This is a genomic window from Phormidesmis sp. 146-20 (assembly GCF_052939475.1).
On sequence record NZ_JBJPHT010000088.1, the window covers coordinates 1 to 14,314 of the forward strand.

A 14,314-nucleotide genomic window follows, 5' to 3' on the forward strand; every position below is an offset into this window, starting at 1 on the left:
GGACATTACAATCTGCCCAACGTAACTGGTACTTTATTTAATTGCATATCCCTAACTCCTCAACGACGATCGCCGCAAACTTCCGGGCTGCTCCCGGTTCTCCTCGGACGGTTCGTAGTTTGTCGCGCATCTGTTGCAGCTTGTCTGGATGGTCGAGAAAATCGGAGACGATCGCAGCCACCGCTTTGGGTTGAAGACGGCCAAACAGTTCAGGCACGATCGCTTCTTGCGCCCAAATATTGGGCCACGACAGCAGCCCCATGCGGCGCACAAACCACCCATTAATCAGCTTGGCAAACAGCGACCCGACTCCCGGTAGATTTGATAATAGACCTGGCAGTCCATCCCACGCTTTCATTGCGTCCATTTGATACGTGGGCAATAAGACGATCATCGGCACGGCTAACGACCCCAATTCCGCCGTATTTGCGCCAACTGTGGTGATACAAAGCGTGCATTGCGACAACAGCGAATAAGCCGGAACTCGCTCCGTCGGATTTGACCAAAGCTCAACTTGCAGTCCGCTGGGTGTTTTGAGATAAGGACGATCGCCCGACTCAGGAATCACCAACTGGGCCGAAACGCCTTCCATCAAGAGCATCACAGGATTTTGCTCAGGGTCAACATACTGAGTCAGCGTGTCCAAATCCAGCGTCGGCGCAACTGGAATCACAAAGCGAATTTCAGAGCGAGTTTGAGGACGATCGCGCCAAAGTTGATCGGCGATCGTGAGCATTAAGGGCACTCCCTGAGACAATTTGGCAGGCTTAGAACCCGGTAACAAACCGATCAGCGTTCCCCCTGTTTTGAACGCCTCCTCGGTGCCAAAGGTCGAAACTTCTGCCATCAGATCTCCGACAACGGTCAGTTTATGAGCAAATTGGTGAGGGGCACGATCGACAACTTGCGATCGCATGACTCCAAAGCGATCGATCCAGCGATGCCAGCGCGCTTCCCATTCGGCATAGATCACCGTCCGATAGCCCAACCGTTTGCCAATCACCAGCGGAAAGAACTGATCGCCGCCGAGAAAGACGACCACGCCGCGATCGTGCCAGTCCCACGGTTCGGCCGTTTTGCCCCAGAGCAGGAAGGGAAAGAAATGCCGGGCGGATTGGACGCGATCGACTTCCGGGTAACTGAGGGCAATTTCAGCTTCTTGACCACTGGCATTTGGACAAGGAGACAGCACCACCGAAATCCGAATGTCATCGCCCAAAAGTTGCTTGAGTTCTCGAACGACAGGCTTGACCCAGGTAGCGAGTTCTCCGGGGGCATTGGAGAGAATCAGAATGTCAGCAGGAGTCGGCATAGAGCGTCAAGAAAAATAGATTACAACCCGTCTGAAGCGGCAAGTTTTAGGGCGGCGAGTTGGGCCTCGGCTTTGTGCAACGATTCATGCCATTCTCGCTCAGGATCGCTGTCTGCAACGATGCCCGCGCCGACTTGACCGTAGACGATCGCAGGGGTGAGGGAGAACTTCGATGATCTGTTCCCCTTTGGGGGTAATCCGCTTTGCGAGGAGAGATGAGGGATGAATGGATCTTTCTCCGCTCTCCGCTCTCCACTCTCCTCACCTCTCACATAGAGTAGGGTACGAATCAGAATGTTCAAATCCAAATTGCCGCGCCAGTCGAGGTAGCCACAAGAACCATAGAAGAGACTGCGGCGATCGGGTTCCAGTTCTTCAATAATCTCCATACAGCGGACTTTTGGGCAGCCTGTGATCGTTCCGCCGGGGAAGAGGGCGCGAATCAGATCGATGGCGTTGAGGTGTGGTTTTAGCGTTCCGGTGACATTGCTGACCAGGTGCATAACGTGACTGTAGCGTTCGATCGTCAGCAGTTCATCGACCTGTACTGATCCCCATTCACAGACTCGTCCCAAATCATTGCGTTCTAGATCGACTAGCATGATGTGTTCAGCTTGTTCTTTGGTGTTGCTGATCAGTTCTTCGGCTAGTTGTTGATCGTGAGCGATCGTGGTTCCTCTGGTGCGCGTGCCTGCGATCGGCCGCGTTTCTGCATGACGGTTTTGCAGTTTTACTAACCGTTCAGGAGAGCAACTAATGACCGTTCCCCAGGGAGTTCGCCAATAGCTTGCAAAAGGAGAAGGATTAATCTGTTGCAACGCGCGGTAAATTGACCAACTCTCTGCCGTCGTTTCTGCCTCAAATCGCAGCGACAAATTCGCCTGAAAAATGTCCCCCGCTTGGATGTGCTTTTTGGCTTGCAGAAGGGCCGATTCGTAGTCAGCCTGAGCAAGATGAAAGTGAGGCGGAGCAGCGGTTTGAAATTCGGGTTTTGGTATCTCAACCCTTCGATTTAGCGCCTCTTGCATTGCATCGAGATCAGTCGCTTGAGTGGCAGCTAACCAGAGCGTTTGTTGGTGATGATCTAGAACGGCAAAGCGATCGGGTTCATACCAGTAAGCGATCGGAAAGGGCAGCGAGTCCGATTTGAGATAAGGCAGCTTTTCAATTTCCCAGGCCAGATCGTAGCCCAACCAGCCCAGCCATCCCCCGGTGAAAGGCAGTTCAGAAGCAGCTACCTCAGCATGAGGACGATCGAGAAGCTGTTGCAAAAAGGGCAAAATTTCACCCACTGGCGGACTCCAAAGCTGCAATTCTCCCTCAACCACACGCGGCGCACCCGCACAAATCGAGTACCGTCCCAACTGCGGATAATCGGGTGAAGATGGATACGGACTTTCAAGCAGCGTCGCGATTTCATCCGTCAAAAACAGGGCTGTGAAAATTTCAGAACCCGATCGTTGGTCGAGAGGAAGCGATCGCCAGTGCCAGGGAAGAAGGGAACGCATTGGAAGGGATGAGGGATGAAGGATGGAGAAGGGATGAGGGATGAGGGATGAATAGAAACGAGTGTTACGCGGTGTACGGCTTTTAATGCGTGTTCGCGTTTTTTAAGTGAGGCTAATTTGAGGTTGAGAAAGAAAACAGGTCTTCTGCCCCCCAACCCCCATCCTGGGGGACTTTCGGACAAGATTTCTGGCTCAAAGTTCTCTGTTTATGGAGAATTTGGGGTGTTCCTGGCCTTGTAGTCGAAGTGAGAAATTTCATCGAATTCACGTCACACTACTTTACGCAAAAATTCTCTCATCCCTCCTCCCTCCTTCCTCACCCCTCACGCCTGCCCCACAACAAATCTTGCAGCCCACAATACGCCCAACAGTCCCAAAGCCAGCCAGTCAAAGCGTTTGAGGCGCAACTCATGCCACTGGACTCGATGCTTGTTGGGACTGGTAAATCCACGCACTTTCATGGCGCTGGAAATTTGTTCGGCTCGCAGGAGTAAGTTTTCGAGCAACCGTTCGGCGACGAGCATCCACACTTGAGCAGCCCGACGAAAGCCGAGTTTTTTCCAGTCGATCGCGCGAGTTCTGACCGATCGCACTAGATTCTGAAATTCTTCTAACACTAAGGGAATGAACCGCAGAGCCAGCGTCAGTGTCAACGCTATTTCGGTAATCGGCCAGTTAAAGCGGCGCAAAGGACTCATCAAATCCTCCAACCCTGCGGTAATTTCTTCTGGCGCGGTCGTCAGTAGATATAGGTTTGTACTATAAATCAGCGTGAATAGTAAAGTGCTGACCGTGATGGCCAGGGTGAGCGATCGTCGCGTGACGGTAAATGGGCCCGCCTGAAGCACCACATACCGATAAGCAGTGGGCTGAGGTAAATCAGGGCGCTTGAGTTTTTGGGCAGCTTCTTGAGCCGGAGATTTCTTTTCTCCAGTGTTGAAGGGATTATTGAAGGGATTGTACCAGGGGCGAGGCGGAGTTGGGGCAGGGAGCTGATCGGGTTGTTGCACAAAGGCCAACTCATTTGCAGGCAGACGAGGACGAGCATTGACATTCAACGCATCAGGAGAAATCGCCACCAGCGAAAACACATACAGCGAAAACAACAACAGCCACCCCATCTGCTGTTTCCACACCCGCAAAGGGATCATTGCCGTCAGCGTCAACAACACCAACAGCACCACCAAAAAGATGCGCCACTCAGGACTCGCCAACAGCGGAGCAATCAAAAAACTCATCAACCAGGCCAACTTGACCCGCGCATCCAGATGATGAAGCCAGGTAATCGGCTGTTCGAGATAGAGACCGAGGGGGAGCGATCGTAGTAAATCCATGAGGGAAGGGAGGAGGGAGAACTTCTTACACCTTCGTCGCCCGATTAGCACTGGCCCGATCGAGTTCTCTCATCTTCTTGCCACGCCATAACAGACGCAGCGGAGTGCCCTGAAAGCCGAGAGATTGACGGAATTGACGCTCGATATAGCGGCGGTAGTTGTCATTGAGCAAAGCGGGATCGTTGACGAATAGGGCGATCGTCGGCGGTCGGCTACTGACCTGGGTGCCATAGTAGATTCTGCCTTGACGACCCTGGCGCGTAGTGGGCGGAGAATGCCATCTGACTCCATCTTCGATCACTTCGTTAATTACAGACGTGCTGACGCGGCGTTTGTGCTGTTCGGCGGCGACTTCGATCAGGTCAAAGATTTTTTCAACGCGCTGTCCGTTTTGGGCGCTGATGAAGATGATTTCTGCCCATTCCATGTAGTGAAGTCGAGAGCGAATCAGCTTTTCGTACTCGTAGATCGTGTTGGAATCTTTCTCGATCGCGTCCCATTTGTTCACGACAACAATACAGGCGCGCCCTTCATCGGCAATGCGTCCGGCTAGTTTTTGGTCTTGCTCGGTTACGCCGTCTAATGCGTCAATCACTAGAAGAACGACATCTGATCGATCGATCGCCTTAAAAGCCCGATTGATGCCAAAGAATTCTGGCCCATATTCGACGTTCTTTTTCTTACGAATTCCCGCGGTGTCGATCAGGCGATACATCTTGTCGTTGCGTTCGACCAGCATATCGATCGCGTCTCGTGTCGTGCCAGAAATCGGACTGACGATCGAGCGATTTTCACCCACAAAGGCGTTCAGCAAACTGGACTTGCCCACATTCGGACGGCCAGCGATCGCCACCCGAATTTCTGGAGTTTCTTCGATCTGATCGGTGGACGGCAAAAATTCGATCACCTGATCCAACAGTTCGCCCGTACCGTTGCCATGAATTCCTGACATTGCAAAAGGTTCGCCCAGCCCCAACGACCAAAACTCGGCGGCTTGCGTGAGTCCTTGATCGAGCGATTCACATTTATTAACGGCCAACACGACAGGCACGGATTGCTGGCGCAGCCACATAGCGATTTCTTCGTCGGCAGTCGTCAAGCCTTGTTTTCCATCGACAACAAAGATCGCAACGCTCGACTCAGTGAGGGCCGACATCGCTTGTTCACGAATCAGCGGCAAAAATTCGGTGTCGTCGTCAAAAACCAATCCGCCTGTATCGACCACGAGAAAGTCACGATCGTTCCAAAAGGCGCGTTTGTAGGTGCGATCGCGCGTCACACCGGGTTCATCAAAGACGATCGCGTCCTGCACTTTCGCCAAACGATTGACGACGGTGGACTTGCCCACGTTGGGACGACCGATGATAGCAACAATGGGCAAAGACATAGGAGGGATGAGGGATGAGGGAGGGCGTTGCCCCGCTTTTGCGAGGAGGGATGAAATAAGACAGTTTGAGGAGTTGAGAGCGTCACAATTTCATCAGCATCCCATTGTAGCGAGTTTAGTTAGACATCTGCGGATTCCTTACCTCCAATCTCCCTTTCGAGAGCAGCCCGCCGCACTGTTTCAACCTCTAAATCAAAAGCGTATGCAATTTGTTCCAAAGTCAGACCGAATTTCAGCGATCGAGGCACACATTCCAATTTGCCTTCCAATCTCCCTTCCAGTCTCCCTTCTTCTTTGGCTTCCTCATACACTCTGGTTTGCTTGAAGCTATCAGCGAGTTCTATCAGTTCTATCGTTGGGTCAGTCATCTCTCGATCAGGGTTAGAGAAGACATTGCTGCGCTCAATCAGGTTGGACAGCCTGCCGAACTGTTTCCAGGTCTAATTCCAACGTCTGAGCGATCTCCTCCAGACTCAAACCGAGTTCTAGAAATCGAGGAACACCCTTCAGTTTGCCTTCTACAAGACCTTCCAATTTACCTTCTACAAGACCTTCCAATTTGCCTTCTTCTTTGGCTTCTTGATAGACCTGGGTTTGTTTTAATTCGGCGAGTTCTAGCATTTGTTCAATGGCCTCTCGGCTCAGTTTGGGGAACTTGTAGATGATGATCGTTTCTATCAATTGTAATATTTCCCGCTGGGTCGCTTCATCGGTGATCTGAGTTCTGGTCGATCGAATCAGCGTTTTGGCCCGTTGTCCAGCGTTGGGCGGTGGTTCGACGATTAGTTTTACCAGACCTAAGCCGATCGACCCTTCAGTGACCTCCAATTCATCTAAATAAATGCGGCGTACTCGCTGACTTTCGAGCAATTCCCAGTAGCGATCGGTGCCTCCAGTATCCAGTTTTCGGCTTCCCCAGACGATGGCTCCTTGCCAGTTATTCACAAGCTCAGTTTTGTCGAGATAGAGAAAGATCTCAGTGAAAAATCGAGAGTAGAGTTTGGGGTCGGGCTGAAACTGAAATTCGCTGAAGTAAAGGGGATCGTCAGGTTGGTTGGGCAAAAACACGCCATCGATCCGAAAAGCAGTTTGTTTGACTTCAACCGAGGCGAATTCATAGCTTTGAGCAACGGCGGCAGGCTGACCGATTAGCTCAAAAAAGATGCCTGGAAAGGACTTGAAGAGACAATACCAGATCGAATCGGTTTTCATCGTTGTAAAAGCTCTTCTGGCAGGCGTTGTAGCAATCGCTGAAAGGGAGCGGTATTTTCTAAAGCACGCGCTAACACCAAAGCACCCTGAATTTGTAAGATGGCATCTTCGGCGCGCTGAGTGGCTAAAGGGAGATTCATGCCTGTTTGGGTGAGAACGGTTGCGATCGCGCCAATCCACTCCTCCAGCGCTGCTCTGATTTTGGGTGAAAACAAGTCTTTTGCGTCGCCCATTGACAAAACAGAAATCAAACAGGACTGTTGACCCCCGTTATAGGCTTGGTCGAGCGATCGCATCATGGCCTCCAATCGTTCTAGAGCCGTTCCGTTTGCTTGAAGTGGAGTCAGAACGTTGGTCTGTTGCCAGCGATCGAGATGCTCTAATACCGCGTTTGCCATCTCCTCTTTGCCGCCCGGAAAGTAGTGATACAGGCTGGCTCTACCGAGGTCGGTGGCCTGAGAAATCTTGGTCAGCGTTGCGCCCTCATAGCCATATTGCCGAAATACTTGCAGCAGTTGAATGACGATTTGATCTCGTGACATAAGTTTTTTGAGTCTTCTATTGACATCTTACCGAACGATCAGTACAGTCATGAATGATTAGACTGAACGTTCGATACAATTGACCCCAACAACTAACGACCATGCTAAAACTTCACGATGCGACGATTTCGGGTAACTGCTACAAAGTGCGATTGCTGCTCTCACTACTGGAATTGGACGTTGAATTGGTGCCCGTCAACCTAAAGGAGGGTGAGCACAAATCTTCGTCTTTTCTCCAGTTAAATGAGTGGGGACAGGTGCCTGTGTTGGTCGATCGAGACCAGACCATCCGTGATTCTCAAGCGATTTTGGTTTATCTAGCGCGTCAGTATGGAGGCGAAACCTGGTTGCCGACGGAGGCAGTTTCGATGAGTCAAATCATGCAGTGGCTCTCAAATGCAGCAAATGAAATCGCAAATGGACTGGCCGCCGCAAGAGTCTACTACCTGCTGGGTCGGACTGAAATTGATGTCGATCGCGCCACCCAAAAGTCGCACCAGTTTCTCACGCTCCTCAATGCACACTTATCAAATCGAGACTGGCTGGAATGTGGTAGACCGACGATCGCCGATATTGCTTGTTTTCCTTACGTGGCGCTGTCTGGGGATGCCAAAGTTTCGTTAGAGCCGTATCCGAATGTCAGGGCGTGGATCGATCGCATTCAACAGTTGCCCAACTATGTAGGGATGCCGGGACTATGACCTATCACGCTGGAGAACTTCTGATTCAGACTCGTGTGGGAGTGCAAGCAGCAGCCGATCGCCTTCAAAAACTAATTGGCTCTGTGGTTTCTCCAGCAGCTCAGGACTTTTTGAAACCGCAACAGTGGGCGATCGCCAGTACGGTTGATCAAAATCATCAGGTCTGGGCATCGTTGCTCATCGGTGAAGCGGGATTTTTGACGGGAAACGATCGCAGCATTCACATCCACGCCGTCGAGTCTGACGATCCGCTCTGGGAATCGCAAAGTGATCAGCAAAGTGATCAGCAAAGTGATCAACTGATGGGACTGTTGGCGATCGATCTCGCAACCCGCAGACGATTGAGAATAAACGGGTCGATTCAAAGAACTCCGCAGGGCATTCATCTCTGCGTCAATCAGGTGTATTTCAACTGTCCAAAGTACATTCAGATGCGGCAGCTTATAGGAATGTCAGAAGAAATGTCGGAGACGAATCAGACAGCCCAATGGTCGGATTTTCTGGATCTCAAACAACAGCAGTCGATCGCTCAAGCCGACACATTCTTTATCGCCAGCCTTCATCCCACACATGGGGCAGATGCGTCTCATCGGGGCGGCCAGCCGGGATTTGTGAAAGTCTTGCAGCCCGATCGCTTGTTGTTTCCAGACTATGCGGGCAACAATATGTTCAACACATTGGGCAACATTGCTGTGAATCCAAACGTAGGCTTGTTGTTCATCAATTTTGTAACGGGTGAAACACTACAGCTAACCGGAAGGGCACAGATTATTTGGGATGCAGACTCAGAATTTGTTGGGGCAGAACGGCTGATTGAGGTACAACTCGATCGTATTCGAGCGACTACCATTCCCCTGCGCTGGCAGTTTGTTGAATACTCTCCCGCCAATCCAGCCTAAATCGGTCTTTTCACTTTGTTGGTTAGCCGTTTAGCCCCCTAAATTTGCCATTCTGGGGGACTTTGAGTTGGAGATCTCGTTCCCTAAAATTGGCTGAGTGGGGAGCGATCGTTTGCAGCAGAGTTGATAGCGGTGATTGAATGCTGGATCGTGACAAGATTGCTTAAGTCTTTCTAAAAAAAGCAACCTTAATGTGAGAGCATACCGAGATTGTTTCACCGTAGTCTTGTAGAGAGTTACAAACAAGACGATCGCCCCAAAAGAGTAATCTTTCTGAAATTCTCAAGGGGATCGCTCACAAACCAGAGGATATTTATTACAATTTGTTATTTCCTGGAAAAGTGATCAATTCAACATAATATTCTCTCTACACTTACACGCCGAGCCAAATCTGAATGAGCATTGAGACATATCTAAATCACCCTACTTTTGGCTTGCTCTTTAGAGTGTGTTTGGTTGAGGAAAAGCGTGAACTGTTTAGCACTCTCTATGCCCAACGCCTCTTTTTTCTGGTAGACAATGGCTCAGACGGCATCGAATTTGAGCCGATCGGTCGGGCTGAGGCCAAAGTTTTGGTCGAAAATCGCATGAGAATGCTGCGACGGACTGGAATGCAGAAGGAATACGACCAGCTTCAGTTTGTGCATAAACGGACGTTTCAGTAGGGATGAGGGATGAGGGATGAGGGATGAAGCGATCGTTCTGTTTATTGATCGAGACGTGGGACTTTAGACTTGAGAAGTGAATTGTCGATTCTGAGTTCGTTTTTTATTTGTTGTTCTCGATCGCTTTCCTCATGATTAAAACTGACCTGCTGCAAGAACGCATTCAACGATTTCGCCAGACGATTCCTGACACGGTACGGGTTATCGCAGTTACTAAACAAGTGCCCGTAGAGGCGATGCGGGCCGCCTATGCAGCAGGACTGCGGGATTTTGGAGAAAATCGCATTCAGGAAGCCGAGGCAAAACAAGAACAATTAAAAGATCTTGAAGATGTCACTTGGCATTTGATCGGGCATTTGCAAAGTAATAAGGCGCAACGAGCGATCGAGCTTTTTCAGTGGATTCAGTCAGTAGACAGCCTCAAATTGGCGCAACGGCTCGATCGTCTCGCCCAAGACCTCCCTACAAAACCGCAGATCTGCCTTCAAGTCAAACTCTTACCCGACCCCAACAAATCAGGCTGGACAGTCCCAGAGTTGCTCACCGACCTGCCTCACCTCAACGATTGCAAAAATCTGGACATTCAAGGACTGATGACCATTCCACCGATGGGCTTGACCCCTGATCAGATCCGGGACGTGTTCAAACAGACTGGCAAACTTGCGGAGATGATCGCGCAGCAGAACTTACCCCACGTTCAGATAAATCAGCGATCGATGGGCATGTCTGATGACTATCTCTTAGCCATTCAAGCGGGGGCGACGATGATCCGGCCAGGAAGAATTTTGTTTGGCGATCGTCCTCTAATCACCTGAGAATAAGGGGTCAGACCCCCCACACCGCTTTACAAAAAGAAACTAGAATGCCCAAAATTGCCCTCGTTTGCACACTCACTTAGGGCATTAGAAGCCTTTAGAATGAGCAGCGATCGACCTGGTATTCACTGATTCAGCAAGAGAAACAGGTCAAATTTGCAACTTGTTCTTAATAAATGTCGAACTGGATAAAATAACAAAGAAGACCCTCAACATTGGGCAGCCGCTTCATAGATAAGGACTTCAGGAAGATCCTCAGCTTTTTTAAAGTTACTGTTGACGTTCTGGAGAAAGGTGATATTGTAAGTAACCTGATCGGCAATTGGTTTGAACGATTGCATTGGGTAATCTGGCTTAAATCTGAAAGCCGAACTTTAGAGAGTTCAAAATTGACCCAATCAAAGCTTCAAGGTGCCACCTGCTTGATCTGCATTTTTAGACTTGTGACCGTGCAGTTGTCGTTTCAACTTTTGCGGCACTTTAGGCACTGCTGTTTGTTCATCATTCAGCACCTCGATCGGCGATAGAACATTCTCTATCACCCAAACTTTTACGACCAAATCTTTCACTTAACTGGTTCACTTAACTGGGGCAATTTGTCGCTGAGGTTTCTGTTGTCAAGACAGGAGATCAAAGGAGGTTTGTGACTGCAATCGCACAAGACTAAAAAATTTCTTGATCTTGCGATCGCATGGCTTCATCAGCCGATACAATTGCGACGGCGATTAAAAAACTTAGAAAGGTCGGCTCATTTTGGAAACAGCATGTATACTAATTGTTCATTCGTCGAGGTGGGCAGTGTGGTAGACTTCCTAACGCTGCGAACCAAACTTTAAAACCTTTCTTCGATCGCACCCAACAAGTGACTTAGATAGGCGTGATAACAAAAACTGTAAATGGCTTTTTTCTTGCTACTCTACAGTTGTCAAAAACAGATTTGTCAGTAAACTAACGTACACAACAACATAGATCGTGACGGAGCGTGAATCGTGAATATCTTCAGCAAACTACGGGATTTTGTCGGTCTGAACGAGCAAGTCGATTATGAATATGAGTACGACGAAATGGATGGGCAGGAATACCAAACGCTCTACCAGGAAGAGAATCCTGCACCCGCCGTCAACAACAGCAATACTGAAGAAGAAACTCGTGCGCGCCGTCAAAGATTTCGCGATCGAGCCGCTATCGCTACAGAACCCGCAGTCATTGGAACCACAGGTGTAAACAACGGTATGAATAACGTGATTGGAATGCCCGGCGCAGTTAATGGAATTTCTGAAGTCGTGGTGATGGAGCCTCGCACCTTTGAAGAAATGCCCCAAGCCATTCAAGCGTTGCGCGAACGCAAATCCGTTGTCTTAAATCTGACCATCATGGACCCTGACCAAGCTCAAAGAGCCGTCGATTTTGTGGCAGGTGGCACTTATGCGATCGATGGTCACCAAGAGCGCATCGGCGAAAGCATTTTCCTGTTTACACCTAGCTGTGTTCAGGTCAGTACTCAAACAGGCGTAATCCACGAAGTGCCTCAACCTGCGCCTGCGGCCCGCCCCGCTCGGCCTGCGGCACCGACTCCTGCATGGGCGACTGAGCAAGCGAGAATGGCGCAGTAAGAAGGGATGAGGGATGAATTTGTTAATGAATTTTTTAGTGAGTTCATTCCTGAATCTGTTTGTTTCTGAACGTCAAACTTTTAGCTTTTGTTATATTTTCAGGAATTGACTTGAGCATTAAATTTGGAATGATTGGAGGCGGGATGATGGGGGAAGCTCTGTTGTCCCGTCTTGTTGTGCAGGAGATTTATTCGCCGGATCAGATGCTGGTGAGTGAGCCGCAGTCCAGGCGACGTGATTTTTTAGCCTCACACTATCAAGTTCAGGTGACTGACCAAAATAAGGCGGCCGCAGCCGCGAGTGAAGTGCTGTTTTTGGCAATCAAGCCTCAGATTTTTGCGGCGGTTGCTAAAGATTTGGAATCAGATTTGGGGTCTGAAACTCGTGGCGCTCTGGTGATTTCGATCTTGGCAGGAACGTCGTTAGAGACGCTAGAAGCCGCTTTTCCAGGACAGCCTGTAATTCGAGCAATGCCCAATACTCCAGCGGCCGTTGGTGCGGGGATCACGGCGATCGCTCCCGGTCAACACGCCCAACCGCGCCATTTGGAGCAAGCCCGCCAAATTTTGGAAACCGTGGGCGAAGTGGTCGAGGTGCCCGAATCAATGATGGATGCTGTCACGGGGCTTTCGGGATCTGGGCCGGGCTATGTAGCGCTGATGGTCGAAGCGTTGGCCGATGGAGGTGTGGCGGCCGGATTGCCGAGAGCGATCGCCCTTCAACTTGCCTTACAAACGGTGCGCGGGACGGCTCAATTACTTCAAGAAGAGGGCATTCATCCCGCAGTGTTGAAAGATCGGGTGACCAGTCCGGGGGGGACGACGATCGCGGGGATCGCTCAATTAGAGAAATCAGGCTTTCGATCGGCGGTGATTGAGGCGGTCAAGGCGGCTTGGAAGCGATCGCAGGAATTAGGACGGAAACCTTGAATGTAAATCTGTGTATCACGATACAAAGTTCCTTATCTTTTTCGCCTGATTCCGAAAAGAAGGGCGTATTCTTGTAGATACAGAAGGAATGAACTTCTATGAAAACCGCCAGTCACCCACTATAAAACGACTGGTTTATAAAAACCAAACCTGGATCGATTCGTCGGTCTGGGTTTATTTTTTGGGGTTCGTTATTCAAGCCTTTTGCCCCCAACTTTGCCTTAAGAAGGGACGTTGATCAGAAAGTTGAGGGTTAGAAGCTTCTCGATCGCGGTTGAGATAAGAAACGCTTTAACCAAACCTGAATGGGTTTAAGGGAAACTTATGAATGGCGTGACAAAACCTCTGATCGGGGCGACGAAACCTCGATCGGTTTGAGCAAAAGCCGTGATCGTCGTGGTGAAGGTTGCGATCGTCGTGGTGAAGGTTGCGGTTGTCGCGGCGAAGGTTGCGGTTGTCGTGGCGAAGGTTGCGGTTGTCGTGGCGAAGGTTGCGGTTGTCGTGGCGAAGGTTGCGGTTGTCGTGGTGAAGGTTGCGGTTGTCGTGGCATGTCCTTGATCTGTGCTGACAAAGGCTGCGATCGGGGCAGGGGTGATGGCTCTGCTGGTGTCCGTTGGGTCATTTTATTTGAACGTCAGTTCGATGAGAGTGACTCGCTTCGTTGCGATCAGCTTCAGCCCCCTAAATCCCCCAAAATTGGGGGACTTTGACCCAGAGAAAGTTCCAGAGTTCAAAGAAATTATGCTGATTCAAAGTCCCTCAGAATGGGGGATTTAGGGGGCGAATCCCCTGGCAACGAAGCGAAAAAGTTTATCGAACTGACGTTATTTGAACGTGAATTCGACAGAGTTTCTTCGCTTCGTGATTCAGCATTTTCGCCCCCCAAGCTGCCAATTCTGAGGGACTTTCGGACGGGATTTTTGCTCAAAGTCCCCCAATTTTGGGGGATTTAGGGGGCTGCCCGGAGTGATAATCGCAGCGAAAAAGTTTATCGAAGTGACGTTATTTGAGTACCTGTTGAAGTCGATCGGCTTTCTCTTTTAGTCTTCATCTCTGCCAAACCCAGCCCACGATTTTCTGCCACAGCGAGGTCTGGCGATTTGTTGGGGGTTGCGTCATCTCGTTGCAAATGGCATTCAACTCCTGGTCGCTTTGCCCATCCGGATTGTAAGTGCGGTAGTCGTGCAGCCAATCACATCCCAAGGTCATCAAGCTATTCAGGTCAAGATTCCAGAGGATTACCGTCTGGTCATCACTCCCCGTCGCCAGCGTTTTGCCATCCGGGCTGAAACTCACGCTCCAGACACTTCCACTGTGCCCCTTCAAGGTTTGCAGTTCCCGTCCCTGCATGTCCCACAGCTTCACCGTTTTGTCAAAACTCCCCGTCGCGATCGTTT

Annotated in this window: 17 protein-coding genes; 8 read left to right on the forward strand and 9 right to left on the reverse strand. The window is 50.2% G+C overall.

Annotated features, from left to right (window positions below; genetic code table 11):
* Window positions 1–37: 37 nt before the first annotated feature.
* The 7 genes from ACKFKH_RS32555 to ACKFKH_RS32585 all read right to left on the reverse strand — a co-directional run bounded on the left by ACKFKH_RS32555 (window position 38) and on the right by ACKFKH_RS32585 (window position 7,295).
* A complete protein-coding gene (locus tag ACKFKH_RS32555; RefSeq protein ID WP_446862543.1) occupies window positions 38–1,312 on the reverse strand; it encodes a lipid-A-disaccharide synthase in 1,275 nt (424 codons plus the stop codon).
* Between the two features lie 20 nt (window positions 1,313–1,332).
* A complete protein-coding gene (locus ACKFKH_RS32560; protein ID WP_446862544.1) occupies window positions 1,333–2,820 on the reverse strand; it encodes an anthranilate synthase component I in 1,488 nt (495 codons plus the stop codon).
* 323 nt (window positions 2,821–3,143) lie between these two features.
* Complete coding sequence (locus ACKFKH_RS32565) at window positions 3,144–4,154, reverse strand: energy-coupling factor transporter transmembrane component T family protein (RefSeq protein WP_446862545.1); 1,011 nt, start codon at window positions 4,152–4,154, stop codon at window positions 3,144–3,146.
* A 25-nt stretch (window positions 4,155–4,179) separates the two neighbouring features.
* Window positions 4,180–5,541 carry a ribosome biogenesis GTPase Der gene (gene der, locus ACKFKH_RS32570; RefSeq protein WP_446862546.1) on the reverse strand — a complete coding sequence of 454 codons (1,362 nt, stop codon included), beginning with the start codon at window positions 5,539–5,541 and terminating at the stop codon, window positions 4,180–4,182.
* Between the two features lie 119 nt (window positions 5,542–5,660).
* A complete protein-coding gene (locus ACKFKH_RS32575; RefSeq protein ID WP_446862547.1) occupies window positions 5,661–5,909 on the reverse strand; it encodes a hypothetical protein in 249 nt (82 codons plus the stop codon).
* 34 nt (window positions 5,910–5,943) lie between these two features.
* Window positions 5,944–6,753: an Rpn family recombination-promoting nuclease/putative transposase gene (locus ACKFKH_RS32580; protein ID WP_446862548.1), complete on the reverse strand. Its 810-nt coding sequence runs from the start codon at window positions 6,751–6,753 to the stop codon at window positions 5,944–5,946.
* A complete protein-coding gene (locus ACKFKH_RS32585) occupies window positions 6,750–7,295 on the reverse strand; it encodes a TetR/AcrR family transcriptional regulator (protein WP_446862549.1) in 546 nt (181 codons plus the stop codon). Before ACKFKH_RS32585 ends, ACKFKH_RS32580 begins: the two co-directional genes overlap by 4 nt.
* Window positions 7,296–7,396: 101 nt before the next feature.
* Between ACKFKH_RS32585 and ACKFKH_RS32590 the strand changes: the two genes are divergently transcribed.
* The 4 genes from ACKFKH_RS32590 to ACKFKH_RS32605 all read left to right on the forward strand — a co-directional run bounded on the left by ACKFKH_RS32590 (window position 7,397) and on the right by ACKFKH_RS32605 (window position 10,375).
* Complete coding sequence (locus ACKFKH_RS32590; RefSeq protein WP_446862550.1) at window positions 7,397–7,996, forward strand: glutathione S-transferase family protein; 600 nt, start codon at window positions 7,397–7,399, stop codon at window positions 7,994–7,996.
* The gene (locus ACKFKH_RS32595) at window positions 7,993–8,895 is read left to right on the forward strand and encodes a pyridoxamine 5'-phosphate oxidase family protein (protein ID WP_446862551.1); all 903 of its coding nucleotides are present in this window, start codon (window positions 7,993–7,995) and stop codon (window positions 8,893–8,895) included. Before ACKFKH_RS32590 ends, ACKFKH_RS32595 begins: the two co-directional genes overlap by 4 nt.
* 395 nt (window positions 8,896–9,290) lie before the next feature.
* Window positions 9,291–9,560 (forward strand): transcriptional coactivator PipX, encoded by a 270-nt coding sequence (gene pipX / locus ACKFKH_RS32600; protein ID WP_446862552.1) that lies wholly within the window; start codon window positions 9,291–9,293, stop codon window positions 9,558–9,560.
* Between the two features lie 131 nt (window positions 9,561–9,691).
* Complete coding sequence (locus tag ACKFKH_RS32605) at window positions 9,692–10,375, forward strand: YggS family pyridoxal phosphate-dependent enzyme (protein ID WP_446862553.1); 684 nt, start codon at window positions 9,692–9,694, stop codon at window positions 10,373–10,375.
* Between the two features lie 398 nt (window positions 10,376–10,773).
* Here the strand turns inward: ACKFKH_RS32605 and ACKFKH_RS32610 are convergent, their stop codons facing one another.
* On the reverse strand, window positions 10,774–10,944 hold the full coding sequence (locus tag ACKFKH_RS32610) for a hypothetical protein (RefSeq protein ID WP_446862554.1): 171 nt from the start codon (window positions 10,942–10,944) through the stop codon (window positions 10,774–10,776).
* 420 nt (window positions 10,945–11,364) lie between these two features.
* On the opposite strand from ACKFKH_RS32610, the gene ACKFKH_RS32615 reads away from it, so the two are divergent.
* From ACKFKH_RS32615 to ACKFKH_RS32630, 4 genes are all read left to right on the forward strand, one after another.
* Window positions 11,365–11,988, forward strand: a complete 624-nt coding sequence (locus tag ACKFKH_RS32615) for a cell division protein SepF (protein ID WP_446862555.1) — start codon at window positions 11,365–11,367, stop codon at window positions 11,986–11,988.
* A 110-nt stretch (window positions 11,989–12,098) separates the two neighbouring features.
* Window positions 12,099–12,917 carry a pyrroline-5-carboxylate reductase gene (gene proC, locus ACKFKH_RS32620; RefSeq protein WP_446862556.1) on the forward strand — a complete coding sequence of 273 codons (819 nt, stop codon included), beginning with the start codon at window positions 12,099–12,101 and terminating at the stop codon, window positions 12,915–12,917.
* A 387-nt stretch (window positions 12,918–13,304) separates the two neighbouring features.
* Window positions 13,305–13,475: a hypothetical protein gene (locus ACKFKH_RS32625; RefSeq protein WP_446862557.1), complete on the forward strand. Its 171-nt coding sequence runs from the start codon at window positions 13,305–13,307 to the stop codon at window positions 13,473–13,475.
* 3 nt (window positions 13,476–13,478) lie between these two features.
* A complete protein-coding gene (locus tag ACKFKH_RS32630; protein WP_446862558.1) occupies window positions 13,479–13,694 on the forward strand; it encodes a hypothetical protein in 216 nt (71 codons plus the stop codon).
* Between the two features lie 270 nt (window positions 13,695–13,964).
* On the opposite strand, the gene ACKFKH_RS32635 is transcribed toward ACKFKH_RS32630, so the two are convergent.
* Window positions 13,965–14,314: WD40 repeat domain-containing protein (locus tag ACKFKH_RS32635; protein WP_446862559.1), on the reverse strand; the 350-nt coding region annotated here is incomplete at its 5' end.